This is a genomic window from Catellatospora tritici (genome assembly GCF_019083965.1).
Taxonomy (GTDB): domain Bacteria; phylum Actinomycetota; class Actinomycetes; order Mycobacteriales; family Micromonosporaceae; genus Catellatospora; species Catellatospora tritici.
On sequence record NZ_JAHRCY010000044.1, the window covers coordinates 1 to 24,297 of the forward strand.

At 68.6% G+C, this 24,297-nt stretch carries 21 protein-coding genes; 8 read left to right on the forward strand and 13 right to left on the reverse strand.

Features of this window, described 5'->3' with window-relative positions; all coding sequences use genetic code 11:
* The first annotated feature begins 286 nt into the window (after positions 1 to 286).
* Positions 287 to 601, forward strand: a complete 315-nt coding sequence (locus tag KUA19_RS41825; protein WP_217405544.1) for an HNH endonuclease — start codon at positions 287 to 289, stop codon at positions 599 to 601.
* A gap of 3 nt (positions 602 to 604) precedes the next feature.
* Here the strand turns inward: KUA19_RS41825 and KUA19_RS41830 are convergent, their stop codons facing one another.
* A complete protein-coding gene (locus KUA19_RS41830; RefSeq protein ID WP_217405546.1) occupies positions 605 to 1,267 on the reverse strand; it encodes a hypothetical protein in 663 nt (220 codons plus the stop codon).
* 132 nt (positions 1,268 to 1,399) lie between these two features.
* On the opposite strand from KUA19_RS41830, the gene KUA19_RS41835 reads away from it, so the two are divergent.
* Both KUA19_RS41835 and KUA19_RS41840 read left to right on the forward strand, forming a co-directional pair.
* A complete protein-coding gene (locus KUA19_RS41835; RefSeq protein WP_308167961.1) occupies positions 1,400 to 1,939 on the forward strand; it encodes an IS607 family transposase in 540 nt (179 codons plus the stop codon).
* A 37-nt stretch (positions 1,940 to 1,976) separates the two neighbouring features.
* Positions 1,977 to 2,726 carry a class I SAM-dependent methyltransferase gene (locus KUA19_RS41840; RefSeq protein WP_217405547.1) on the forward strand — a complete coding sequence of 250 codons (750 nt, stop codon included), beginning with the start codon at positions 1,977 to 1,979 and terminating at the stop codon, positions 2,724 to 2,726.
* A 994-nt stretch (positions 2,727 to 3,720) separates the two neighbouring features.
* On the opposite strand, the gene KUA19_RS41845 is transcribed toward KUA19_RS41840, so the two are convergent.
* The gene (locus KUA19_RS41845; protein WP_217405549.1) at positions 3,721 to 4,551 is read right to left on the reverse strand and encodes a hypothetical protein; all 831 of its coding nucleotides are present in this window, start codon (positions 4,549 to 4,551) and stop codon (positions 3,721 to 3,723) included.
* A 639-nt stretch (positions 4,552 to 5,190) separates the two neighbouring features.
* Here KUA19_RS41845 and KUA19_RS41850 point away from each other — a divergent pair.
* Positions 5,191 to 5,859 carry an HAD family hydrolase gene (locus KUA19_RS41850; RefSeq protein WP_308167953.1) on the forward strand — a complete coding sequence of 223 codons (669 nt, stop codon included), beginning with the start codon at positions 5,191 to 5,193 and terminating at the stop codon, positions 5,857 to 5,859.
* 931 nt (positions 5,860 to 6,790) lie between these two features.
* Here KUA19_RS41850 and KUA19_RS41855 read toward each other — a convergent pair.
* Positions 6,791 to 8,350 (reverse strand): FG-GAP repeat domain-containing protein, encoded by a 1,560-nt coding sequence (locus KUA19_RS41855; protein ID WP_217405551.1) that lies wholly within the window; start codon positions 8,348 to 8,350, stop codon positions 6,791 to 6,793.
* Between the two features lie 360 nt (positions 8,351 to 8,710).
* Here KUA19_RS41855 and KUA19_RS41860 point away from each other — a divergent pair, with 360 nt between their 5' ends.
* Both KUA19_RS41860 and KUA19_RS41865 read left to right on the forward strand, forming a co-directional pair.
* Entirely contained in the window at positions 8,711 to 11,569 is a 2,859-nt protein-coding gene (locus tag KUA19_RS41860) for an AfsR/SARP family transcriptional regulator (RefSeq protein WP_217405553.1), read from the forward strand.
* Positions 11,570 to 12,413: 844 nt separating this feature from the next.
* Entirely contained in the window at positions 12,414 to 12,974 is a 561-nt protein-coding gene (locus tag KUA19_RS41865; protein ID WP_217405555.1) for a M15 family metallopeptidase, read from the forward strand.
* 624 nt (positions 12,975 to 13,598) lie between these two features.
* Here the strand turns inward: KUA19_RS41865 and KUA19_RS41870 are convergent.
* Positions 13,599 to 14,957, reverse strand: a complete 1,359-nt coding sequence (locus tag KUA19_RS41870) for an EAL domain-containing protein (protein WP_308167954.1) — start codon at positions 14,955 to 14,957, stop codon at positions 13,599 to 13,601.
* Positions 14,958 to 15,410: 453 nt separating this feature from the next.
* Positions 15,411 to 15,734 carry a hypothetical protein gene (locus KUA19_RS41875; protein ID WP_217405559.1) on the reverse strand — a complete coding sequence of 108 codons (324 nt, stop codon included), beginning with the start codon at positions 15,732 to 15,734 and terminating at the stop codon, positions 15,411 to 15,413.
* A gap of 280 nt (positions 15,735 to 16,014) precedes the next feature.
* On the opposite strand from KUA19_RS41875, the gene KUA19_RS41880 reads away from it, so the two are divergent.
* Entirely contained in the window at positions 16,015 to 17,268 is a 1,254-nt protein-coding gene (locus KUA19_RS41880; RefSeq protein WP_217405561.1) for a GGDEF domain-containing protein, read from the forward strand.
* A 960-nt stretch (positions 17,269 to 18,228) separates the two neighbouring features.
* Here KUA19_RS41880 and KUA19_RS41885 read toward each other — a convergent pair.
* From KUA19_RS41885 to KUA19_RS41900, 4 genes are all read right to left on the reverse strand, one after another.
* The gene (locus tag KUA19_RS41885; protein WP_217405563.1) at positions 18,229 to 18,453 is read right to left on the reverse strand and encodes a DUF8847 domain-containing protein; all 225 of its coding nucleotides are present in this window, start codon (positions 18,451 to 18,453) and stop codon (positions 18,229 to 18,231) included.
* Between the two features lie 73 nt (positions 18,454 to 18,526).
* Positions 18,527 to 18,937, reverse strand: coding sequence for an STAS domain-containing protein (locus tag KUA19_RS41890; protein WP_217405565.1), 411 nt, complete (start codon positions 18,935 to 18,937; stop codon positions 18,527 to 18,529).
* Between the two features lie 29 nt (positions 18,938 to 18,966).
* Positions 18,967 to 19,311, reverse strand: a complete 345-nt coding sequence (locus KUA19_RS41895) for a MerR family transcriptional regulator (RefSeq protein WP_217405567.1) — start codon at positions 19,309 to 19,311, stop codon at positions 18,967 to 18,969.
* Between the two features lie 114 nt (positions 19,312 to 19,425).
* Positions 19,426 to 19,917, reverse strand: coding sequence for an Hsp20/alpha crystallin family protein (locus KUA19_RS41900; RefSeq protein WP_217405569.1), 492 nt, complete (start codon positions 19,915 to 19,917; stop codon positions 19,426 to 19,428).
* Between the two features lie 451 nt (positions 19,918 to 20,368).
* Between KUA19_RS41900 and KUA19_RS41905 the strand changes: the two genes are divergently transcribed.
* Positions 20,369 to 21,448 carry an endonuclease/exonuclease/phosphatase family protein gene (locus tag KUA19_RS41905; RefSeq protein WP_254550950.1) on the forward strand — a complete coding sequence of 360 codons (1,080 nt, stop codon included), beginning with the start codon at positions 20,369 to 20,371 and terminating at the stop codon, positions 21,446 to 21,448.
* A 326-nt stretch (positions 21,449 to 21,774) separates the two neighbouring features.
* Here the strand turns inward: KUA19_RS41905 and KUA19_RS41910 are convergent, their stop codons facing one another.
* From KUA19_RS41910 to KUA19_RS41925, 4 genes are read right to left on the reverse strand one after another with little or no spacing between them, the layout of a single operon-like run.
* Positions 21,775 to 22,050, reverse strand: a complete 276-nt coding sequence (locus KUA19_RS41910) for a PRC-barrel domain-containing protein (protein ID WP_217405570.1) — start codon at positions 22,048 to 22,050, stop codon at positions 21,775 to 21,777.
* Positions 22,037 to 22,429, reverse strand: coding sequence for a PRC-barrel domain-containing protein (locus KUA19_RS41915; protein WP_308167955.1), 393 nt, complete (start codon positions 22,427 to 22,429; stop codon positions 22,037 to 22,039). Before KUA19_RS41915 ends, KUA19_RS41910 begins: the two co-directional genes overlap by 14 nt.
* Positions 22,426 to 23,652 carry an NRAMP family divalent metal transporter gene (locus tag KUA19_RS41920; protein ID WP_217405572.1) on the reverse strand — a complete coding sequence of 409 codons (1,227 nt, stop codon included), beginning with the start codon at positions 23,650 to 23,652 and terminating at the stop codon, positions 22,426 to 22,428. The genes KUA19_RS41915 and KUA19_RS41920 overlap by 4 nt, the downstream gene beginning before the upstream one ends.
* Entirely contained in the window at positions 23,649 to 24,113 is a 465-nt protein-coding gene (locus KUA19_RS41925; protein ID WP_217405574.1) for a hypothetical protein, read from the reverse strand. The genes KUA19_RS41920 and KUA19_RS41925 overlap by 4 nt, the downstream gene beginning before the upstream one ends.
* Between the last annotated feature and the right edge of the window lie 184 nt (positions 24,114 to 24,297).

The window sequence follows — 24,297 nt, forward strand, 5'->3', positions numbered from 1 at the left end:
TGATGGCACGGCAGGCACGGGACTCCTGTCGTTGAAGCGTAGAGAACTCCAATGATCGATGAGTCCCGTGCCTGTTCGCTATCCCTGACCGGCCACGCCCAGCTCAACGCCTACTGCCGGTCGCTCTAAGCCCGAGACGCCGGTTCGATCCCGGCCCGCGCCACCTCTGAACAACACACCCGCACCACCACGCCCCGTCCCTACGAACCCACGATCCGGCCATTCCTTCCTACGTCCCAGACGCGGCAGGAATGGCCGGAACGTGGCCCGAATGCGGGGTGATCCGGTGACCGAACCCCGCCGGCCGTGGGAAGGCAGCACCCGGCGCGTACGCCTCCCGGCCGACTGGCCCGCCCGACGCGCCCGCGTCCTCACCTGCGACGGCCACCGCTGCACCGCCAGCGACGACGGCACCCGGTGCACCCGAGCGGCGACCGACGTCGACCACGTACACCGCGGCGACAACCACGACGACACCAACCTGACGTCGCTGTGCGGATGGCACCACGCCCGCAAGAGCAGTGCGGAAGGAAACGCAGCACGCGCCCTCACCCGGATGACGCAGGCACGCCCACGGGAGCGCCATCCGGGTAGGCGTTAGCGATCAGACAGGGGCACCGACATATGCGGTGCACTTGGCGGGCTTGCCGCTCACGATCACGTCGCTCTTGACGACTGCCGGTCCGTTGGCGGGTACCACGTCGGGGTACTCACTGGATCCCCCGATAACCTTTCCGCCGGAGTCGAAGCAGGCGACGCCCACGCGGATATCCTTCAACGGCTCAGCCGTCGGATTCGTGACCGTGAACGTCACCGTGTACCGGTCCTTCGCGTACTCCTGCGTACCGATCTTGTACGCGGTCGCCTTGACCTCAGGGAACGGCTTTGCGTCTGTCGTGCTGCCGATGACCACGGTCGGCTCCACCTTGCCGACCTTCGCCCCACCGTCGATCGTCACCTGCGTACCGATCGCCAGCGTTTCGCCAGGCCGGTTGAACGACTCGGTCTGGCTCTCACTCGCGATCAACGCGCCGGCCTTGTCAAAGATGTTGAACTGCACAGTGACGAAGTGACCCTCAGCACCCTTGTCGTTCTTCACGACCGCGGTGATCCAGGCGTATTCGTCCTGCTGCCCAAACCCACTGCTGACAATGGTCGGCAGGCCCGGAGCGGCCGACTGCGCCGTCTGGGGAGACGAAGCGGGGCCGGATGCAGCTGGCTCGTTGCCGCCACCGCAGGCGGCAGAGAACAGCAGCGGAAGCAGCACCACAGCGAAGCCGCGCCTAAATCGGCTCATGTCACTCCAATCGATGAGGGATACGCCGCATCACTGTAGGGGCTAACAGCTGCTGGCTTGTCGGCGCTCTCTGGTGATACATGGTGCTCTATAGATATTTGTGTGAACTTGAAGGAGTGGGCAGCGGCGACCGGTGTGTCGTATGTGACCGCGCGGCGGCAGTACGCGGCTGGGATGCTGCCCGTTCCCACGTATCGGCTTGGTCGGCTCATCATGGTCGGCGAACCACTGACTGGCGCGGCTCCAAAGGTCGGGCAGACCGTCGCGTACGCCCGGGTTTCGTCGGTCGATCAGAAGCCTGACCTGGACCGGCAGGTCGCCCGGGTCACCGTCTGGGCCACCGGCTGGCACCTGCCCGTCGACCGGGTGGTGACCGAGGTCGGCTCCGCGCTCAGCGGGCACCGCAAGAAGTTCCTCGCCCTGCTGGGAGATCCTGCCGTGTCAACCATCGTGGTGGAGCACCGGGACCGGTTCGCCCGTTTCGGTGCCGAGTACGTCGAGGCCGCCCTGACCGCGCAAGGGCGTCGTCTGCTGGTCGTCGACCCGGCCGAGCTCGAACATCACCGCGATGGCCGCTTCTGTCATTCCCCGCCGCGAGGGACAAACGCCCAGCTCACGTTAAAGGGAAAGCTAAGTTCGTGAGCCAAATTCGGTTGACGCAGGTGGCAGGCTGCCGAGCATGAGCGACTTCGAGAAGCTTGTGGCCGAAGGGGAATCTGTGCCTGTGGAGGGTTGGGACTTCACGTGGTTCGAAGGGCGCGCGACCGAGGAACGACCACCGTGGGGCTATCTCCGCCTGGTCTCGGAACGGATGGCCGGCGCGCGCGCAGCGCTCGACATCCAGACGGGTGGTGGCGAGGTACTCGCGAAGATCCCGACGCCGCCACCGATTCTCGTCGCCACCGAGTCCTGGCCGCCGAACCTCGCGATTGCGGGCCGCAATCTTCGGCCCCTCGGCGGCAAGGTCGTCCTCGTAGACGAGGACGCGCCGCTGCCGTTCGACGATGCGTCGTTCGACCTCGTCGTGAGCCGTCATCCGACCGGTACGGACTGGTCCGAGATCGCGCGAGTGCTGACGCCCGGCGGCACGTATCTCTCCCAGCAGATCGGCGCCGGCACCAACATCGAGCTCTCCCGCTTCTTCAAAGGCCCGCGGGAGATACCCGACAGATGGCGTACCGACTACCGTGTTGCCCTCGCGAAGGCCGCCGGACTCGACATCGTCGATGTTCGGGAGGCAACACTTCGTGTGGTCTTCTACGACGTTGCCGCCGTGATCGTGTTCCTCCGCAAGGTGATTTGGACCGTCGACGACTTCAGCGTGGCACGTTATCGAGACAGACTCGCCGATATGCATACCCAGATTGAGCGAGATGGATCATTCGTGTCGCACGCTCAGCGATTCCTGATCGAGACGCGCAAGCCCTGAACCGAACCACTGCAGCGACCACGGCCGGGCGCTGCCGACCCGGGTGCTCGGGCCAGCGGAACACCTTGACCCCCGCCAAATTCGTTGAGCCCCTATGAAGCGTGACAGGGGTCACGAATTCCGTTACTGTCAGTAATGTATTGTGGTCGCGCCGCGCTCACGCGTAGCAAGGCGGAGGGCGCTGGCACGGGGCGGCGTCCTCCGCCGGCGCGTCCGCCTCCTGTATCAGCGGACGTTCCGCTCGCGGGTGTGGCAGGAGGAGGGCCCTCCTTGCCCGCGCCGCCCTCCTCCTTCGTCAGTCCATTAGGAGCGCTACACGGCGTTCCAGATCTGTGACGGCGCTCTCAAGTTCTCTGATCTGGCTGATGGCCGCGTCGAGCCGCAGGCGCCTCTGGTTCTCAGGCGTAACCGTCGCCTCTGCGGGCCACGGCTCTTGGACGAGCTGATTCACGACGCTCTTCGCGCGAACGCCGATCAGATCTGTCAGGCCGAGAAACGGCGCTGTTGCATTGAGCCATCGTGCACGCCCGGCGCCGCAGATCTTCCTGTGTGAGCATGGGACGGCTTGCGATAACTGGCGATCGGTCGCGTCCGAGCGATGCCGATAGAACCACTTTGTCCCGATCCTGACGACCGCTACGGGCGCGCAGGTTCGATCTCGCTACAAGTCCTACGGCTCCCGATCTCGGCGATCACCCAATGCGACAGGGCCTGAAGAACTGGCCAGAATGCCGCACGACGGGGTAGCTGCCGATGTAGCCGAGGTCGACGATCTTCCGGAAGAGGAGGCTGCTCATGCCGTGTCGGGGTATCCACTGCGACCGCAGGTGGGCTTTGATGGGGTCGAGGAGGCTGAGTTCGGTCGCCGTTCAACGGCGTGGCTGGGCTCAGGCGACCCGCTCGCCGGCGGGTGGTCGAGCTCCCTGCTTGCGAGCGCCTACGGACATACCCGGCGCAGCTGGCACCAGCCGAACTGGCGGGAGCCGCCTCGACATCACGGCGCGCAGATGGCGTACACCCTGACATACCAGTCCGGACGGTAGCCTGTCTGGTCCTCGTGCGCGGCCACGTCGACTCCGCCGAGTGCACCCGGCCCCAACAGGCCGATCCGGTCGAGGTGCACCTGACGCTCGCTGGCGCCGCTGAGTCCACCGATAAGCGCACCGGTCCCGTGTACCTTCGTCCCGGCCGGGCACTCCACGCTTACTCCCTTGTTGACAGACGACGAGATGCTGTCGACCGACACCCTCTGCTGCCCCATCGGGTTGGTGCAGATCGCATATGCGTATGCGCCGAAGGGACCGGACACGTTCTCGTCAGGAGTCACCCCTACCCAGACATCCCACGGCTCGGGAGCGGGTCCGGGACTGATGTAGGCCAGTTTGAACTGGTAGCCGCCGACCGCGGCACCCCCGGTGCCCATCACCCGCTTGCCCTCCGGACAGATCACCAAGGTGTGGACGATGTCGTCCCCGGGCTCGCCGGCGTCATACGCCGATACCAGCTCCCAGCCGGGGACAGGGTTTCCGCAGATCGCCCACGAGTAGAGCGTCCAGTCGGCGTCGTAGTCGCCGTCCTCCATCGCCGACGCGTAGTAGGAGTGCCAGCCGCCCTGCGGCACCATGGCGGTCAGCCGCACTTCGTTGCCGCCTCCGACGATATCGGCCCCGCCACCGAGGATCACCTTTCCACTCGGGCAGAACGCGTTGGCCGTCTTGGCGCTTTCAGATCCGGTCAGATCGCTCCAGTCGATGGTCACGACGATGCCCGACACCGCCTCGGCGGGCGCAGCGGCCGTCAGCGACACCGACGCGCCGAGAACCACTGTAGCCAGGACGGCGGCAGGCTTCGACCTTCGAAATGAGAGCATGTGCCACCTCGCGCGGTTGCCGTATGGACCGGATAGGACTGCGGAGCACCACCATAGGTGCGCCTGGAACACCACGCACGTGACCCGCCTCTACCCGACAGCGTCGCTCCCGCGTCGGCCGGTGGGCGTTGATTTGTTCGCCGCATACGGGTTCTTGCTCACCTTTCGGACATTGTTGGTGAGCTTGGCTAGGTCGAGATCATCTGCTGGCAGAGTCGCTGGAAGTGGCTGGGGCGTCTGGCCTTGCTCGCGGGCGACTGGTGGGCAAGGCGGACGATGTTGGTGCCGGCGGCGGTCAGGACGGCCCTGTTGCATTGGGTGATCGCCGAGATCGGGAGCCGTCGGACTTGTAGCGAGATCGAACCTGCGCGCCCGTAGCGGTCGTCAGGATCGGGACAAAGTGGTGCTATCGGCATCGCTCGGCGGCGACTGATCGCCAGTTATCGCAAGCCGTCCCATGCTCACACAGGAAGATCTGCGGCGCCGGGCGTGCACGATGGCTCAATGCAACAGCGCCCTCTGAACCTCCATCTTCCCGACCGATGAAGAGGATCATGGCCCACGGGAATCGTCCAGTTGCTCTAAGGTGACCTGGTGCCTTCACTTCGTGTGACGACTGTCCTGTTCGATTTCGCCTGGACGCTGTTCGCCAGCGACCCGGTCTGCTGGGTCGGCAACGCGGCGACCATGATCGGGCGGACGGTGGCGCCTGGTGAGGCGCAGCGCATCGCCGACGACTTCGCCGACTTGTTACGGGCGACCGCTACAGATCCCGCGCACATCGCGCGGGACCTCGACCCTCAGGTCTGGGATCAGGCGATTCTGGCCGTGCTAAACCAGATTCCCGGGGTGAACGCGTCATTTGCGCGCGCGCTGCATGAGACGCGCGCCGAAGCGGTCGAGCCTTACGCGGACACGTTGCCCACCCTCGCCGCGCTGCATGCCGCCGACATCCGCCTCGGCGTGGTGAGCAACGTGGGCTGGGACATCCGCGAATGCTTCGTCCGGCACGGGCTTGACCGCTACATCGACGCCTTCGTGCTCTCCTACGAGGTCGGCTTCGTCAAACCCGACGTGCGGATCTGGCGCACCGCCCTCGACGCCTTGGCCGCACAGCCGGACCGGACGCTGATGGTCGGAGATCACCCCGGCGGCGACGGTGGTTCCGTGACGGCCGGGATTCCGGCCCTTGTGCTGCCGATGGTGAGTTCGCCTGCCCAACACCGTGGTTTCGATCACGTGCTGCGGCTGGCCGGGATCTGAACCTGCGGCAAGCGTCGCCCGTCCTGGTGTTGTTGAGCAGTCGAACAGCTCGGCCAGCAGCGTCTGCGACAGGTTGTCGCGCAGTAGAGCAGGACCATCAGCACCGTGCGGTACGGGCCGACGGCACGGCGGCGCGCTGGGTCCAGGCTGCCGTGGGCGTAGACGTCGAGGACGAGCCGGTCGACCTGATCGCCGGTCAGGCCCGTCATAGTCTCTACCCGTGGCGGCCTGTCCGCGAAGATCGGTTGAGTTGTCACAAGCCAGGTGATCTACCCGCGGATGGGTCGTCGTGTCTACTTCCGACAGATCACAGGTTGACCAAACGCTCCGGCCGTCAATCGATGTCTATCGAATGAACAGCTCTCGCAGTTCCACGAACAGGTCCTCATTCGCGTCAGATGCGATGTAGACGATTCCAGCGACCCGCAGAACCGGCGGCTCAACCCTGCTTCCGGGTGAGGAAACAGGCAGGAGGTTCGGCGCTTGTGCGAGTGACGAGGTCGAGGCGCGTGGCGAAGTCGATCACGGATGCGGCGGTGACCTTGCCGGACTCGTCGCGCACATGCCGTAGCGAGCCGCAGAGCAGCAGAAGGCACTCGTTTCCCCGACGGCCGCCTCTACGTGAACCTGCACGGCTACGACCGCGCAGCCCCGACGACACAGCTGTCGGCCCTGCGCCTCCTGCTCGGCTCCGTGGGCGTGCCCGCCGATCATGTTGGCGTTCCTCGATGCCGAGATCGACAACCTGCCGGGGATCGCGCAGTACTTGCGAGCGACGCTGAGCGATCACCCGAAGCACGTCTGATCGACATGGCCGGCTGGCGGCACATGGCATGCCGACACCGGCCCTGGACAGACGCAGGGCCGGTGTCTTCAACCATTCGCACGCAGCGAGTCGGACGCCAGGGCGGTGAATCTTCGAGCAGTGCCTTTATCCGGCGCATCCGCCGGCGAAGGCATCGACGTCATTCCAGCCCATCCCAATGGGAACCGCGGTTCCCGTGATCCAGCCGCCGCTGCCGTTGCCGTCGATGCGGTAAAGGCTCTTGTCAACGGCATTGCGCCAGATCAGATCAGGTTTGCCGTCGTTGCCCCAGTCGCCGGGCGAGACCAGCAGCTCGGCGTCCTGCCAACCGTTGCCGATCTGGACTGCGGTTCCGGTCTTCCAGCCGCCGGTGCCGTTGCCGTCCAGGCGGTAGAGGTTCTTGTTGATGGCGTTGCGCCAGATGAGATCGGGCTTTCCGTCACCGCTGAAGTCACCGGCTGCGGTGAGCAGCTCGACTTCTTGCCAGCCGTTGCCGATCCGGACGGCCGTTCCGGTCTTCCAGCCGCCAGTGCCGTTGCCCTCCATCATGTAGAGGTTCTTGTCGCTGATCCTGCGGTAGATGACGTCGGGTTTGCCGTCTCCGGAGAAGTCGCCCCGGCCTGTCATCAGTTCGGCGTCTTGCCAGCCATTGCCGATCTGGACCGCGGTTCCGGTCTTCCAGCCGCCGGTGCCGTTGCCGTCGAGGCGGTACAGGTTCTGGTTGACCCTGTTGCGGAAGATCAGATCAGGCTTACCGTCCCCAGTGAAGTCGCCGACGGCGGTGATGAGATCTGCGTCCTGCCAGCCGTTGCCGATCTGGACCGCGGTTCCGGTCTTCCAGGTGCCGTTGCCGTTGCCTGCCATCAGGTACAGATTCTGATCGCTTGATCTGCGAAAGATCAGGTCGTTGCGTCCGTCCCCGTCGAAGTCATTGCGGATCATCGCGGGATTCGGATTGGCGGGGTACCGTCCGCCGAGGTCTACACGAATCATCGGCCAGCCCGCGGAGACATCGTAGACGGGCGTGCCTGCGGACAGTGCCATTGCGGTCGATCCCGTGGCGCCGAAGGCGTCAGTACCGAAGATTGCCGCTTTCGCCTTGCCCGGGTTGGGCTTGATGCCGTTACCTGACAGCTGGACGACGTCGTAGAGCGGCCCGTAAAGATCGATACTGATCGGCGTGGGGCGGACGATGGAGCAATCGTCCAGCCGTATCCACCAGTCGATGGTGACCGCCTGCTTGGCGATGCCCGCTTTAGCCGTGACGACAGCGATCTCGCCTGGATCTATCACGCCGTTGCCGTTCGCGTCGACGGCCGCCGGTGCGGTGATGTCATATGACGTTTCGGTGGTGTAGGTACTTGATTCGGTGGCAGACCACCCGAACTTGAGGTCGATCTCGTAAACGAGCGATTTGGCGGAGATGCCGACTTCTGCGTTTACCGTCGTACTCTTGGTGTCCGACTGTGTGTGCTTCACATGTTTCACCTGAGCTGCGGTCGAGCCGTTTGAGATCACGCCGAGGTTTTCAAAGCTCTCCCAGACGGCATCGCCGATCAGATGGAAACCGTCATACCCCTGAATCTCAGTGCAGACAGGCCCGGCCATGGCCGGACTGCCGACAGCCGCTGTCAGCAGGGAGCTGGTGGCTATGGCGCAGAGCAGCGCCATAGAACGGATCTTCATGGCTTCCTCCATGTGGATTTGCGGTTCGGCGAGCCGGCTGGTCGCTGCGAGTCCAGCCAGGATCGGCCGTGGCGCCAGCCCCCGCTGCGACGCTCTCCGATGCGGTGGACGGACGGTGGCGGCGTCGCACCACCGTCCGGCACTGGGTACGGTGTGCAGTCAGCGTGGAGGTGGGTGGTAGCGCGCCGGCAGCGCGACGGTAAAGTCACCGGCATCGGCCCGCCTGGCTACTGATCGCACCGCCATCGGGTAGTGATCTTGAGTTGATGCGGCGGTGCCCGATCGCATCAACGGTGATCAGGGCGTACGCAGCCCGCGACTTGGCACGTCAAGGAGCGGCTGCGGTCGGGGGGTCGCGTGTTGGAATTCGCAGTCCTGGGTCCGCTGACGGTGCATCGCGATCACCAGCCGGTGGCCCTCAACGCCGCGATGCAGCGCGCTCTCCTCGCCTTGCTGCTGCAGCGGCCCGGCCGACCGGTGTCGGTGGCGTGCATGGTGGACACACTCTGGCCGGACGCGCCGCCCGCCACCGCACGCAAGACCATCCAGGTCTACATCGGCCGCCTACGCAAGGCGCTCGGTGACGAGGACCGCATACGCCATGGTTCGGACGGATACACGATCGTCGTCGCACCTGACGAGCTGGACGTCACGCGGTTCCAGACGCTCGTCGACGCCGGCCGCGATGCTCGCCGCCGCGGCGCACTGGCCGAGGCTGACCACGTCCTCACCGAGTCGCTCAGGCTCTGGCGGGGAACCCCCTTCGCCGACCTCGACACCTCCAGGGGGATCGCCGATGAGGCCCGCCGGCTGCAGGAGCAGTGGCTTGGCGCCCAGGAGTTACGGTCCGCCGTCCGGCTAGACCTGCGCCGCGACGCCGAGGTGATCGCGGACCTGGCCGGACTGCTGGCGGCCCACCCGTACCAGGAGCGCCTCGTCGCCTACCTCATGCTCGCGCTGTACCGCAGCGACCGCCAGAGCGATGCGTTGGACCTCTACCGGCGCACCCGCGATCAGCTCGCCGAGCAGCTGGGCATCGAACCGGGGCATACCATGTCCTGGCTGCAGCAGGCAATCCTGCGCTGCGATCCCCGGCTCCGCCACCTTCACACCACCGATCTGGAGGGAATCGACGGGTCACCGGCGGCTGCGGCTGCCCGACCCAGCCGGGGCACCCCATCCCCTGCGACCGCGGAGCTGCGGCCGGCCCAGCTGCCACCGGATGTGCTCGGCTTCACCGGCCGAAGCAACGAACTGGCCTCCCTCGACGCCATGCTCGACGCCGCCACGGAACAGCCGACCGCGGTGGTGATCTCTGCGGTGTCGGGTACCGCGGGAGTCGGCAAAACGGCCCTGGCCGTGCACTGGGCGCACCGAGTGCGACACCGGTTCCCGGACGGACAGCTGTACGTCAACCTGCGCGGCTTCGACCCCACCGGCACGGTCATGGCGCCCGCGGACGCGATACGCCGGTTCCTCGATGCCCTGGCCGTGGCATCACACCGCATCCCGGCCGACCCGGCAGCCCAGGCCGACCTGCTTCGCACGCTGCTGGCCGGCAAGCGCATGCTCATCGTGTTGGACAACGCCCGCGACCCTGACCAGGTTCGGCCCCTGTTGCCCGGTGCCACCGGGTGCGTGGTCCTCATCACCAGTCGCAACCGACTCACCAGCCTGGTCGCCGCCGAAGGCGCTTACGCGGTGCCCCTCGACCTGCTCACCGTCGACGAGGCCCGGCAATTGCTGGTCCGCCGCATCGGCCCGGCGCGGATCGCCGCCGAGCCGGACGCGGCCGACGAACTCATCACCCGCTGCGCCGGGCTTCCCCTGGCCCTGGCCATCGTCGCGGCCACCGCAGCCACTCGCCGGCATCTGGCACTCGCCGCCCTGGCCGACCAACTCCGTGACAGCCGTGACCGACTCGACGCGCTGTCCACTCGCGATACTCCCGCCACTGACGTGCGGGCCGTATTCTCCTGGTCCTATCAGGCTCTCAGCCCGGATGCCGCACGGCTGTTCCGGCTCCTCTCGCTGCATCCTGGTCCAGACTGTTCGACCGCGGCGGCGGCCAGCCTCGTCGCCGGACCGGCCGACCAGGTGCGGGCGCTGCTCGACGAACTTCTCTGCGTGAACCTCGTCAACGAGCACGTGCATGGCCGGTACCACCTGCACGACCTGCTGCGCGTCTACGCCGCCGAGGTCTGCCAGACCACCGACACCGACGCCGAACGCCGCAGCGCCACCAGCCGCACCATCGATCACTACCTGCACACCGCGCACACCGCAGCGCGGCTGTTGGGCCCGACTCGCGACGTGCCCGGCATCACCGAACCCGATCCGGGTGTCGTACCAGAGAATCCGGGCACCCACGAACACGCTCTCGCATGGTTCACCGCCGAACACCGCGTGCTGCTCACCGCGATCGAGCATGCCACCGCCCGACTCGACCCGCGCACCGCGCCGCTGGCCGGGACACTGTACGCATTCCTCAACCGACACGGACACTGGTACGACCTGGCCACCGCCAGCCACGCCGTGGTGGCCGCCGCCCAGCGCTCCGGCGACCTCGCGGGGCAAGCCCCCGCCCACCGCGTCCTGGCCCGCGCCTACATCCGTCTGGGCCGCTACGACGAGGCGCACACCCAACTGCGACACGCCCTGGACGTCACCGGCCGCTCCGGCGACCGGGGCGAACAGGCCTACGCTCACCACGCTCTGGCCCACCTGCGGGAACAGCAGGGCCGCCACGACGACGCTCTCGACGAGGCCCAGCAGGCCCTGGTCCTGTTCCAGGCCACCGCGGACCGGCAAGGACAAGCCTTCGCGCTCAACGCCGTCGGCTGGTACCACACCCTGCTCGGCGACCACCGGCAAGCGCTTGCCTCCTGCCAGCATGCCCTTGCCATCTTCCAGGAGCTCGACGAGCCCACCGGCCAGGCCGCCACCTGGGACAGCCTCGGGTACGCCCACCGTCACCTCGGCGACCACGCCCAAGCGGTCGCGTGCTACCAACACGCCATCGACCTTTACCGCGACCTCGGCGACCGCTTCAATCAAGCCGACACCCTCACGAACCTCGGCGACGCCCACCACGCCGCCAACCACCGCGGCGCCGTCGCCGCCTGGCGACAGGCCCTCGCAATCTTCGAACAGCTCAACCACCCCGCCGCCGACCAGGTCCGAGCCAAACTCGACGATCTCACCATCAGCCGACCTTGAGCTGTCGGCGGGGCCTGCTGCTGGAACTGCTCGCCAGCCGACGCCGCCTGTTGGCTGTTCGTCCGGATTTGAGTGCACTGGCCGAGACCGGCCCGCGTCCCGCCCGCGGTCGACCCGTTCCGGCCGCGATCCGTGCAACCCGGGCGGGCACCGGTCGCATGGAGCGGCATGAGCATGTGCACCGAGCGCACCAGACAGCCGCGTGCCCCGCAGGCAGAAGCGTCTGGCGCTGACGGAGCCGGGCCTGCGAGTACAACCGCGTGATCGCCCTCCCGCCCCGCCAACATCGAACGCGTCATCGCCCATCTGCAGAAACTGGCCGCTCCTCGCTACCGGCTACCCCGGCCCGCTCGACTGTTTCCAAGATCCACTGTGGCGCCATCGCGAAGCTCGGGATCTAGCGGATCTCATGATCGTCGATTGGACCGCTCGCTGAGCACCATGCCGAAGTCGGCCGGCCTGCGCCGGATGCGCAAACCTCTCCATGTACGAGTTCGCGTGACCGGCAAAGTGATGGCCCGCATCTCCAGCCTCGACAAGGGTGAGCGGGCCGCTGCCGACTCTGACGCTTTCGGGCACCGAGCAGGCTCCCCCAGGGGATAGCAGGCTCGGCCACACCACTCGGCGAACCCGCGGATGACCATGACGACCATGTGCCAGGCAAGTCGGTTGGGCGGCTTGCGCTATTCATGGCTTAACGGCAGCTTGATGGCACTCCGTATGTGAGTGATCGATGTTAAGGGCATGTGTGGCGGTCGGCTCACGTTCCGGTAACACGCTGCGTGTTGGAGTGGGCTCTCCAGGGTCACCGCAACCGATACCGGTGGCCAGGACAGGAGTTCCGATGACATGCCCATCCCCGCGGCCGAAGCTGCCCTGGCGCGCCGGTGTCGGCGTCGCCGCCACGGCGCTGATGGCGTTGCCCGCTTACGGGGCCTTCGCGCAGACCGGCTCGTCGTCAGCCGGTGCCCTCACCGTGGACGACGGCTACCTGAGCGAGCCGGTGTCGCCGTTCGACACCGAGTCTCCGGCCGTCGCCAACCTCGACCCCGCGTTGCGCGCCGCGATCCAGCAGGCCGCGACGGACGCCCGCCGCGACGGCGTCAGAATAATGATCAACTCAGGCTGGCGTAGCGGCCGCTACCAGCAGCATCTGCTCGACGACGCCATCGCCTCCTACGGACCGAGCGAGGCGGACAGGCGCGTCAACGGCCCCGACCGGTCCACCCACGTGACCGGCAAGGCCGTCGACGCGGGACCGCCCGTGGCCGACCGATGGCTGCAGCGACACGGCGCCGCGTACGGACTCTGCCAGGTTTACGCGAACGAGATCTGGCACTACGAGCTGACGACCCGTCCCGGCCGCTCCTGCCCGCCCCAGCTGCCCGACGCCTCCGCAGACTGACGGCCTCACCATACGCCCCCGGCCGCCTCCCTCCGGCCGCCGCGACACCACTGGTCCCCGCAGGCCATCAGGCTGGGGGCGCGCCGGGCCGGGCGATGGAGACCGGCAGGCGGGGTGGCGGCGCGACGGGACCGGCGGTCGCCTCCTGCCGTAGCCCCTCAGCCACAGCCACCCCAGCGATGAATGCGACCCTACATTTATGATCTCCTCTGGCGGCGATACGCCGGATCGTGCAAACGGCCCTGTTGCATTGGGCGATCGCCAAGATCAGCAGCCGCAGAACTTGTAGCGAGATCGAACTCGCGCGCCCGTAGCGGACATCAGGATCGGGACAAAATGGTGCTATCGGCATCGCTCAGCGGCGACCGATCGCCAGTTTTTGCAGGCCGTCCCATGCTCACACAGGAAGATCTGCGGCGCCGGGCGTGCACGATGGCTCAATGCAACAGCGCCAACAATTCTGCCAGCACGCCTGGGCCCTAATCCGGACGAGTTTCCTGTCCTCGAACCGCCCAGCCTGCGGCCACGGGCGGGAGCCACGCATCGTCACCCGAGACGCGCAGCGTCACGCATACGGGCGCCAGGATGGCCACCAGGCTGCGGGTATAGCCCGGCACGGCCAGGTCAGTGTTCTGGCGGCCCGGCCTGGGTGGCTGGTTGGCCGTAGCGCCGGCGGGCGGATTCGTTTAGTCGAAGCGCGGTGCCCAGCCGCCACATCAGCGTCCGGGCCACCGCGTGTACCAAGTCGGCGTCGTGGGTCAGGACGAACTCCGTCCCGCCACCGCGGCCGGGCCGTGCGCAGAGCGCGACGGCAGCCTGCGGGCCCACGACGGCCAGCGTGGTCTCGGCATCAGCCGGATCGGCAGCCGCTGCGGCGGCCATCCTCACCTGATGCGGGTCGACATCAGTCAGCGCGGGACCGACGACCCCGACGAACGCAGCAGCGTCCGACACGTGCGCCAGGCGGGCCAGCCACGCCCCGCCGAGGGTCGGGTTCGGGTACGCGCCGAGCACCACTGCGTACGGCCCGATGCTCGCAGCCAGGGACAGCAGGTAGCCGGTCAGCCCGTCGATCATCGGCTGGTCGCCGGTTCGGACCTGGTGACGCATGGCCGCCATGGTGAAGGGGCTGGCCACAGGCGGCTGCAGGGCCCCGGGGCGGGACGCTCGCAGCGCGGCATGGCGATCCACCGGGCGGTCGGCGAGCGCGCTGAGCGGACCGGGGCGCGCAAACAGCCAGCCCTGGCCCCACCGGGCCCCGAGCGCCCTGGCGGTCGCCAGATCATGTTCGGTCTCGATGCCTTCGGCCAGAACCATCGCGCCGGTACGTTCGGCGTAGGCGGCAACGATCGCGGCGGTCTCGATGGTGCGCGGCGCGTGCGGGTTGCGCAGCAGGTGCATGTCGAGCTTGACGACCTCCGGCTCGAGCAGCGGGAGCAACGCCACCGACAGCGGATCGGCTCCGACGTCGTCCAGTGCGAGCGCGTCGCCGCCCTGGCGCGCGATGGCGGCGATGTTCAGCAGTGCCGCCGGGTGGGCCGCCAGCCTGCGCTCGGTGAACTCCATAACTATCCGGAACGGCCGTTCCGCTTCAACGGCGGCGAGCAGGGCGGGGGTCATCGGCTGGTTCAGCGCGGCCGGCTCGGCGTTGATGAAGACCAGCGGCGGTGCCACCTCCCCTGCTTCCCGGGCGATCTCTACGGCCCTGGTGAAGCACAGTTGGTCGATCAGCGGCATCAGTCCGGCCCGAGCCGCCGCGGCGAACAGTGCGCCAGGAGACTCCACCACGGTGCCGGCCGGCCCGCGGGCCAGGGACTCGACGCCGACGACCATGGCGGTGGCAAGGTCCATGATCGGCTGGTACAGGGGAAATACCGCCCGCTGCTCGAGCACCCGGCCAATCAATGCGGCCGCCGCGTCGAGCGGTTCGCCGACGCCAATCCGACGACCCCATCCGCCGTTCCACTCATCGGAGCCCGACACCTGCCAGCCTATCGGAGACGGTACCCTCGCTGCTGCGGCCGCCGTCCCGCTCATCGCCGGTCTTGGCCGATCGGCGGCGGCCCGGGTGAGTCCCGTACCAGTGCCGACGTGTCACCTGCCAGCCCTCACGACAGCCCGTCCGCATCCCTGGCGCACTGGCCGTCCGGCGATCGGGTCTGCGGCGCATACTTCGGCATCGGCCCGGTACGTAAGACATGTCCCACGCCGGTCACCGGACCTCAAGCCAGCTGGTGATGGCCCTCGTCCTGTCCCTGCCCGTGCCGATAGCGATCTCAGTAGAGCGGCGTCCGTTGTTCAGACCGCACCCCCGGGGGCGCCGGACCGAGGGCGCGCCGCCTGTCGCCTGGCGGCCGCCCGGGTGGGCCACGCTGCCCGGTCGGCTCCGACCTGTGCACTGCAGCATGCTCGTCGCTGCGCCGGGTTGCCTGGCGGCTACGGTCCTGCGGTGGCCCGCCGGACGATCTCGTCGAAGGTCCCGTCCCCCTCTGCCGTCGTGGGCAGTGTGCAGGACCGGCCGGGCAGTACCTGACGGGCCAGCGGGCACACCCGGGTGATGAGGACCTGCTCGGGCCCCAGGTGCTCCAGCTCGAGCATCGCCGCGTCGTGTAACACGGTCAGCGACTCTGCTACACGGCTCGGTGGCAGCGACAGGGCCGAGGCGTACTCGGCCAGGTTCACCGTCGCCGACCCTCGGTCGTAGTCACCCACCGCCCTGACCAGCACGGGCAGGTGCTGGGCATGCCACCGTGTCCTCACGTCCGTACAACGGTGCACACCGACGCCGGACACGAGCCGCGCTCGACGCCAGATCGACACACCGCGACGGCCGCGCGTGCGCGACTGCCGCGCCAACACGGCGCCGCCCACCGCCACCAGCCGCTATGGTGAGGCATATGAGCCGCTCGGCGCCCAACCGGACCAGGCCGACGGCCGCCCGCGGAAAGATACGCCCGGCACGCGTCGGCCGCCGGGTGGCCCCGCTGAGGCCATGGAACACCAACGGAACCTGACAACGTCTGTTCACCCGCTGCGGCGGATGCTCGCGCGGGCGGGTCCGCGCCTGGCGATGGCGTTCCTGACGGTGTCGGTACTGCTGCCGCTGGTGGCCCTGATGGCGGCGTACGAGCAGCGACTGACCGCCACCCGCGACGCCCAGATCGAAGCGCTGGCCATCGCCGAGGTGCTCGCCGAGGACCTCGGCCAGCAACTCGACGGCCGACCACTGGCGCAAACCCCGGAACTGCAGCACCGCCTCGACGCCCTGCGCCGCCGGATCGGCGGCGACGTCGAGATCGTCGACCTGCGCCGCAACGTCGTCGCCCACACCATGCCCGACGAGGTGGCGCAGCAGCTGGCCCAGGACCCGGACGGCCCGATCGCGGCCACCATCGGCGACGGACTCGCCCGCACCACCAGCGGTGGCCTCCTGCGCGCCCCGCAGATGCTGGCCGTCGTACCCATCCGCACCGAGGATACGGCGATCGCGGGGGCTGTCGTGCTCGACTACACCGACGTGCACCACGACATGCTCGCCGCTACCGCGCACATCCGCCGGGCCACCGTCGCCGCCGGGCTGATCGGCATGGTGCTCGCGCTGGGGCTTGCCTACCTGATGTCACGCGGCCTGGTCCGCGATATCCGACAACTCACCCAGACCGCGGACCAGTTCGCCGAAGGGCGCTACGACGCGCGGGCCCGGACGACCTCGCGCGGGGAACTGCGGCAGCTGGCAGCGGCGTTCAACACGATGGCCGACCGGATCGCCGCACGCAAGCAGGCCCTGATCGACCTGGCGACCACCGACACGCTCACCGGACTACCCAATCGGCGTGCCCTGCGCGCCAGCTTGGGCCGCAACCTCGACCAAGCCCGGCGTGCCGACACTGCCCTGGCCCTGATCATCCTGGACCTCGACCGGTTCAAAAAGATCAACGACGAGCACGGCCACCTCGCCGGCGACGCCGTGCTACGGCAGGTCGCGCAGGTCCTGCAACGCGAGATCAGACCGACAGACCTGGCCGCACGGCTCGGTGGTGAGGAGTTCGCCGTCGTGCTGCCCGACACCGACCGCGACACCGCGGTCGCCATCGCCGAGCGCCTGCGTGCGGCGGTGGCTTCGACACCTGCAGCCCATCAGGGCGAGGTCCTGACCGTCACCACGAGTGCCGGTGTGGTGGCCTACCCGCACGACGGACAGACCACCGCGACTCTCGTCAAGCGAGCCGACGACGCCCTTTACAGCGCCAAGCGCGCAGGCCGCAACCGCGTACACACTCCGCCTTCCACTTGACGCGATGCGACCCCACGTTGCGAAGCCCCCGATAGTCAGCCCGGGGACCGCGACGATGAGCAGGTCATCTCCCCCAGGCCCGTAGCAAGCGCGGGCCACCGCTGGTGATCGGCAGCAGCGCGCGGCCCCTACGGTCCGCCACTTGGAATCCACCCTGATTCTTGCGCGACAGCCGCCGGACCGTGGGCGTAGCCGGGTGTCAACCCTGCCCGCGTGGGGTATCGGCAGGTGATGCTGTGCGAATGACCTCGTGGTCATCGACGGCGAGGGTTTCGAATTGGTCGCAGCCGGGGCGGGCCCTGACCTGGAGACGGTCCAGGAAGCCGGGAGGCTGCAGGCTTCGACGGCCCTGCGATCCTTGCGCTGCCCGAACAGTCCAGTAACCGAACCGTGACAACCCGCCAGTTTATTGAAGATGGTCAACGAATGAGGAGCTCACCCGCGAGCCGACATGACAGGACTCAGATGACCGGAAGGATTCAGCTACAGCTGTACACCTCGACGGTCGGCCTCTACCTCGCCGTCCGCGGCCGCCTCGACGCGACGACCGCACGCCAGCTGGTCCTGGCGGTCGACATCGCTCTGGACCGGTTCCCCGCCGACCGCATCACCGTCGGCCTGGCCGGCCTCGACGCGATCGACGCCACTGGTATCAGCACGCTGCTGCAGTTGCGTGCCCTCGCCCAGGTACAGGGTGCGCCTGGCTGTAGACGAAGCCCCCGGACACGTCGCACAGGCCCTCCACGCCCTGGGCGCCGGCCATGTTCTCACCAGCAGCCCTTGCCCGGACCCGGACCCAGCGAGCGGGCACCAGATGCCGGACCACCGCAGTACCCCCATCAGACCCGGATGCCTACACGCCGCACGACCACACCGCCACGCCCCGCCCCGGCGGACGTGACCGGTGCACGCCGCCGCCAGCGTTCATCTGCCCGTGTTACCGCGATCGGTCCGCGGCCGCTACATCTCCGGGTCGACGAGCCCGTCGAAGCGGTAGACCCATCGGGGCTCGCCGCGCGAGTTCGACTCCCGCACATACACCGCCTCCCACGGTTCACCGCCTGCCCCGGTTTCGTCTGGCACCCACAGCGAGAACGTCTGCGGCGGATCCTCAGCCGAATCCACCTCGATCTCACGCAGCAGTTCGGCGCTGCCGTGCATGAACTTCGCCGTGATCCTCTCCATCGGCGACAACCTCCCGACCGTGAGCAATGCAAACCCGTCGCCGGTACTTGCCCGAGACGGCTCCCGACCACCGTCACGCCGCCGCGAGTCCGGGCCCGGCCCGCCGTTGAACTCCCGGCCACACTGGCCGTGCGGTGCGCACGGGCGCCCCGGCCGCGAGCGCCGCTCGTAGGCGGTCGCCGGCCGGGGCGTCCCCGCCTGCCACCAGCTGCAGGACCCACGCCGCCAGACCGCAGGCTTCCACTATCGCGAACGGTATCGACGCCTCATGCGCGCGACGAGCCGCCCGGGCCAGCACCCGGCCGCCACCGGCGTCCAGCAAGGTCACCTCGGACAGGTCCACCTGCAGGAAGGCGGGGCGTGTATCCAGTACGGCGTCCAGTGCACGGCGGAGCTGATCATGGACCGCGAGGTCGATGTCACCGGCGACGCGGATGCGGACGCCGCCATGGAAGTCGGCGGCTCGGCAGAAGGCAAGTTCCATCGCAACCTCCCTCGTCATGCGGCTCCCGCTCACCGACCGGCGGGCGGATCGCCCAGGCGACGGCGCAGGGTGTCGATCATCGCGCGGGCGGCCGTCAGCTGGTATTCCAACTTGACGATGCGCACGGCGGCGTCCAGACGCAGCCCGTCGTCGACGAGATGGCGTGCCCGGTCGGCCAGGTTCAGGTCGTCGCGGCTGTAGCGGCGGTGCCCGCCATCGGAGCGGTGGGCTTCGAACAGGCCGGCGGATTCGACGGCTCGCAGGAACGCAGGCGTGACTCCCAGCGCCGAGGCCGCGGTCCCCATCGTGTACCCGGGAAAGTGCGCATCGCCGATACCGGCGAGCGTCGCGGGCACATCGGGTGCGTCGGCCATGGGCGCCTCTTTCGTCAGGTTGCCGAATCGTCCGGTGGCGGCGGCGCATCGCCGACCGCCACCGGACGCATCCACCCAGGCCGGTCACCCACCGTTCACGCCTGGGCGCTGCACTCAGGTCCGGGCGCCGACGGTGGTGGGATTCTCCGCACGGGCCTCGCCGGCGATCGCCTTGTGGCCCCCGTGGGTGCCGATCGCGGTGCCGCCGGCCCGCCCGATCTCGATCTTGCGCGGTTTCGCCCGCGCCACGACCGGGATCGTCAACGTGAGCACCCCGTCGCTGTAGTCGGCGCGGATCGCGTCGACATCCACCTCGTCGCCGAGCACCAGCTGCCGGCTGTAGCTGCCCGCCGGGCGCTCCGACACCAGATACCGCGCGTCCTGCGGATCCTGGCGGCGGCGCTCCCCGCGCACCGTCAGCGTGTTGTTCTCCGCCGACACCTCCAGCGAGTCCGGTTCCATGCCCGGCATGTCGAACCGCACCAGGAACGCGTCCTGCACCCGCAGGCAGTCCATCGGCATCAGCGCCGGCGTACGAGCCGCGCCGAACACCTCACCGGCAAGCCGGTCGAAGTCACGGAACGGATCGAACAGCATTCTCGTCATCTCCCTCGCCTACCTCGTAGACCGATGGCCACGACTTCCGCGGGAGGCGCCGACATCAGGTGCCGTGTCCGGCAGGCCCCGGTCGCACACCCACGGAACTGGCCCAGCTGATAAACATATTCTATAGCTGCCGGGGCAGATTTCAACCCGGGATCAGAGTCGGGCCGCACCCTGCGACTGCACGTTTCGCAGACAGCCGCGTCCCAGCCCCTACCGGTCCGCCGGCATCGAAGACCGTGCCCGCAGGCGCTGTGGTCTTCGGCCCGAGGCGAGCGGAGCGGCACCTGGCGGTCAGCTGACACACACGGGTGATGTCTACCCGCCCGGCGTCCAGTTCCTCCAGCTCGATCATCGCCGCGTCGCCCAGCAGGTGTGGTGATCGGCTCACGCTCCGGTAACACGCTGCGTGATGGAGTGGCCAGCAGTGACCGGCGGTGAGCGAGGACAGACGATGACGCAGGTGGACATGGCGGTAACCGGACAGGACGGCATCGGCCGCCGGGAGACCGGCTCCGGTACCAGGCGCGAGCGCATCCGCCGGGCGATACGCGCCGCCTGCCGGCCGGGCTCCTGGAAGCGTGGGTTGCTGCTCGCCGCGCTGGCGCTGCTGCTGGGTCTGTTCATGCTGCTGCACGCGAAGATCCCGAACCGGATCGGGAACCTCGGCAGCCTGGTGGAGACCTTCCTACCGTGGCTCGGACTGTTCATCCCAGTGCTGCTGGCCGGAGCGCTGTGGCGCCGGTCGGCCTCCGCGGCGGCCGCGCTACTGCTGCCGATCGTGGTGTGGCTGAGCCTCTTCGGCGGGCTGCTCGGCGACAAGTCACAACCGGGCAGCGACCTCACCGTGGCCGAGCACAATGTCGGCGCCGACAACCCCGACCCTGCCGGCACCGCCCGCGACCTGGCCGCCTCCGGTACGGACGTGCTGGCCCTGGTCGAGCTGACCGACCAGGCCCGGAGCACGTACGAGGCAGAGCTGGCGAAGGCATACCCGTACACCACGGTGCAGGGCACGGTCGGGCTGTGGAGCAGGCTGCCCCTGTCGGACATCCGGCCTGTCGACACCGAGATCGACGCCGGCCCGCTGGGGGACACCAAGCCGGCCGACGTCAAGCTGACCTACAACCGCGCGCTGCGCGCCACGGTGACCACGGACCAGGGTCCGCTGGCGGTGTACGTGGCCCATCTGGGGTCCGCGCGGGTCAATCCGAGGAGCGGCTTCTGGACGGACTCGCGGGACAGGAACGCGCAGGCGCTCGGCCGGGCCGTCGCCGCCGAGCAGAACCCGCGGGTGGTTTTGCTCGGCGACCTGAACGGCACCATGGACGACCGCGCGCTCGCCGACATCACGTCGCAGCTGCGCTCGGCCCAGGACGCGGCCGGGGACGGCTTCGGCTTCAGCTGGCCGGCAGAGTTCCCGGTGGTGCGGATCGACCAGATCCTGGTCAGAGGCATCGAGCCGAAAGACTCATGGGTGCTGCCGGCCACCGGCAGCGACCACCTGCCGGTAGCAGCCGGAATTAGCTGGTGAACGCCCGCGTAGAGGCCGGCGCTCCACCGGCCAGCCCGTCTTGAGGCGTGCCCCAGTCGCCAACGCGGACCTCGACCCAGTCGCGGATCTCGTCACGGATGAGACGCTCGCGCCGATGCCCTGCCCCGGGGGTCGCCGGGCCCCAGTCCTCGCGACCGGACTCTCATGACAGCCGTCGCCTCGGGTGCGGGCACAGGACCCCGACGGCCCGTACGGCGCCACAATGCTGCGCCTGGTATCGGGCCGGTATCAACCATGGCCGCACTGGAGCAGTTGCTGGCGTGGACCCACCAGACGCGCTCACGGCAGCTGCCGGGGCAGCCTGATCAAACCTGGGGCCGGTCCTGGAACCGGACTTCGTGCCACGGGATCTCGCGGGTGCCGCGGTGCAGCCACTGGGCGAGTTTCTCGATGAGCCACGGGCCCTGGATGCCGGGGCGTTCGTAGCCGAGCAGCCGGCCGCGCCGGCCTGGCGTGACCAGGACCGCGTCGATACGGGTGACACCGTCGGCGTCGCGGCGGCACAGCAGGTCGGCGACCTTGCCGACCACCTCGCCGCCGGCGCCGACGACGGTGCGGCCGAGCAGGTCACTGGCCTTCATCACGCGCTCCCGGGATGTGCCCGATCAGGTTTTCGCGCAGCCAGCGTTCCAGCCCGGGTTCGGGCAGCAGCTCGCGGTGCACGGACAGGACCACGTCGGTGCCGACCCTGGCGACCATGTCGTACGGGATGCGCAGCGGCGGCTCGTCGGCCTGGCGCAGCCGCCGGGCGACGCGGGCCAGCAGCGACCCGATCCGCCCGCCCATGCGCAGGCCGAGCGCCTCCTGCCCCGACAGCAGCGCCACGACGTAGGGCACGCCGTCGTCGCCGACGTCCAGCTCGATGTCGTCGACGTTGCCGACCATGAGTCCTGCACGGTCGACGATCTGCCGGTCGAGCAGGTGGAAGTCCATGTGCAGCGGTTGCGGCTGGTCGGTCACTGCCCCACCCCCGTGATGACCATCAGCGGTACCGCGGCGACGGCCGCGATGATGATGAGGACCAGGTAGATCAGGCCCAGCGCGTTGGCGAACCGGCCGTTGACGTGCTCGCCGAGGTAGTCGCGGTCGTTGGCGACGATCAGGATCGGCAGGTACGTCAGGGGCAGCGCCAGAGCGCTGAAGACGAGGGAGTACTCGGTGATCTGGACGGGGTCGGCCTTGGTCAGCAGCCCGGCGACCCCGATGAGGATGCTGACGATCATCACGGTGTGGAACCGGGCCGCCTGCCGGGGCGCGACCAACTTGCCCCACTGCCAGCCGAAGTACTGCGCCACCGTGTACCCGGCCGACAGACCGGTCTCCAGCGCCGCGCCGAACGTCGCGGCGAAGAACCCCAGGATCACCACGATCAGTCCGACCTTGCCCAGGGCCAACGCCACGGGCAGCGCGGTCTGCCCGAGGCTGTCCACGGTCGCCCCCTGCGGCAGGTACACCAACGCGGCACTGCCCATGATCGCCAGTGAGAGAAGCCCGCCGAGCGGGAACCCGGCGAACACGTTCAGCCGCTCGGTGACCAGATCCTGACGGGTCCACTTCTCCTCCACCCCACCGGAGGAGAAGAAGAACACCTCATACGGGGTCATCGCCGCGGCGAACAACGCCACCGCGAAGAACCCGTAGGTCGCCCAGCTCTCCCCCGGCGGCGGGCCGGCGGTCAGCTCGGCACGCGTCGCCGCCCAGTCAGGGCCCAGCTGCAGGAACGTCACCACGAACACCACCAGGGCCAGTCCGAGCAGCCCGAAGATCCGTTCCATGGTCTCGAACCTGACCCGCCACAACACCCACCACACCGCCAGCGCCACAAGCGGTACCCACCACAGGTAACCGATCCCGCTGGCCAGCTCGACGGCGAGGGCCACGCCACCGATCTCGGCGCACAGGGTCAGCAGCGTGACCAGGTATGACCCGGCCAGGTTCAGCAGCGCGATGCGGGGGCCGAGCCGTTCTCGGACGAGGTCGAAAACGGCCCGGCCGCTGAACGCCGCGACCCGGCCGCACATCTCGGCGTACACGCAGATGCCGACCACGCCGACCAGCACCACCCAGGCCAGGCGCATCCCAAACCGGGCACCGGCCTCGGAGTTGGCGACCAGGTCCCCGATGTCGACGAACCCGCCGATCGCGGTGAGGATGCCCAGGGTGACGGCGAGCAGCTTCTTCACCGGTGCCGCTCCACGAAGGCGCGCAGCGCGTCGGCGTCGGCGGCCAGTTCGGGCAGGGCCTGCCGCACACCGGTGTCGTCGCCGCGGTCGACGGCGTCGGTGGTGGCGCTGATGAGCCGGTTGGCGCGGGCGATCAGGCCGCCGGCTTCATCGCGCAGCCCTGCGGATGCCGCGTCCGGTGGCTGCAGCCCGGTCAGCGACGCCTGGGCCTTGCTGGTGGCGGCCAGCGCGCCGCCGAGGACCTGGCCGAGGTAGGGCGGCAGGGTCTTGCCGTGCAGGTGGGCGTCGGCGGCGAGCTGGGTGGTGACGACCGCTGACAGGCTGTCCTGGGCGGCGGCCACCGTGCCGTCGCGGTAGCGCTGCGCGGTGACCGGCTGCGTGCTGTGCAGGGCCGCCCCCAGCCAGGCGGCGGCTGCGAGCACGGCCAGCACCCGCGCCACCCGCCGGAACGTACGGGCCATGAGCCACCTCCAGCGTTGCCCCGGCCGGCGCGTTAGGTGCGCCTTCGTACGGCATACCTCATATCCGACCGGCGGCGCTGGGAAACGTCGCTTCTCCGCAGCAACACCAGTACCTGCGCATACCGCACGCGGTACGGGCCGGGTACCCGTCGCTCGACCTAATCGACCGAAGTCGATCGTCTGG

What these genes read in the sequence shown, in the direction of transcription:
- KUA19_RS41855 (WP_217405551.1), bottom strand. Translation starts at nt 8,350, where the DNA reads ATGAAGATCCGTTCTATGGCGCTGCTCTGCGCCATAGCCACCAGCTCC.
- KUA19_RS41865 (WP_217405555.1), top strand. Translation starts at nt 12,414, where the DNA reads ATGACATGCCCATCCCCGCGGCCGAAGCTGCCCTGGCGCGCCGGTGTC.
- KUA19_RS41895 (WP_217405567.1), bottom strand. Translation starts at nt 19,311, where the DNA reads ATGGCCGACGCACCCGATGTGCCCGCGACGCTCGCCGGTATCGGCGAT.
- KUA19_RS41880 (WP_217405561.1), top strand. Translation starts at nt 16,015, where the DNA reads ATGCTCGCGCGGGCGGGTCCGCGCCTGGCGATGGCGTTCCTGACGGTG.
- KUA19_RS41840 (WP_217405547.1), top strand. Translation starts at nt 1,977, where the DNA reads ATGAGCGACTTCGAGAAGCTTGTGGCCGAAGGGGAATCTGTGCCTGTG.
- KUA19_RS41885 (WP_217405563.1), bottom strand. Translation starts at nt 18,453, where the DNA reads ATGGAGAGGATCACGGCGAAGTTCATGCACGGCAGCGCCGAACTGCTG.
- KUA19_RS41900 (WP_217405569.1), bottom strand. Translation starts at nt 19,917, where the DNA reads ATGACGAGAATGCTGTTCGATCCGTTCCGTGACTTCGACCGGCTTGCC.
- KUA19_RS41925 (WP_217405574.1), bottom strand. Translation starts at nt 24,113, where the DNA reads ATGGCCCGTACGTTCCGGCGGGTGGCGCGGGTGCTGGCCGTGCTCGCA.
- KUA19_RS41910 (WP_217405570.1), bottom strand. Translation starts at nt 22,050, where the DNA reads ATGAAGGCCAGTGACCTGCTCGGCCGCACCGTCGTCGGCGCCGGCGGC.
- KUA19_RS41890 (WP_217405565.1), bottom strand. Translation starts at nt 18,937, where the DNA reads ATGGAACTTGCCTTCTGCCGAGCCGCCGACTTCCATGGCGGCGTCCGC.
- KUA19_RS41905 (WP_254550950.1), top strand. Translation starts at nt 20,369, where the DNA reads ATGACGCAGGTGGACATGGCGGTAACCGGACAGGACGGCATCGGCCGC.